Annotated in this window: 1 protein-coding gene; it reads right to left on the reverse strand. The window is 39.2% G+C overall.

Going from position 1 to position 306, the window contains the following annotated elements:
• A partial coding sequence (locus ACLWS4_RS38385; protein WP_416876625.1) for an EVE domain-containing protein occupies nt 1-306 on the reverse strand: 306 nt, incomplete at both ends.

Here is a 306-nt window from a genome sequence, read left to right on the forward strand (position 1 = left end):
TAATCGGGTTTTCCTCGCGAATCATGTCTTGAATAAAATCATATTCTTCCTTGGTCAGTTTGAAAAGACTGCCCTGTGGATTCTGGAAATATTCCATTTTTTCCAGCTCAGGACAATTTTTCAATGTTGCATAATCGATCGGTGTGGCAAGCCCTTCTGTTTTTTCAAAATAAAGATTTTCTCCATCGCTTTCTTCAATCACTTTCGCAAGTGCTACAACCTTTTTCACCGGATAAGATTCATATCCAATAATCAGGTCGCCAGCCTTCGCATCCAAAAAGTTTTGAAAAATGCGGCGTTTGTTGC

This window comes from Kitasatospora sp. SC0581 (genome assembly GCF_048159585.1).
Classification (GTDB): Bacteria; Actinomycetota; Actinomycetes; order Streptomycetales; family Streptomycetaceae; genus Kitasatospora.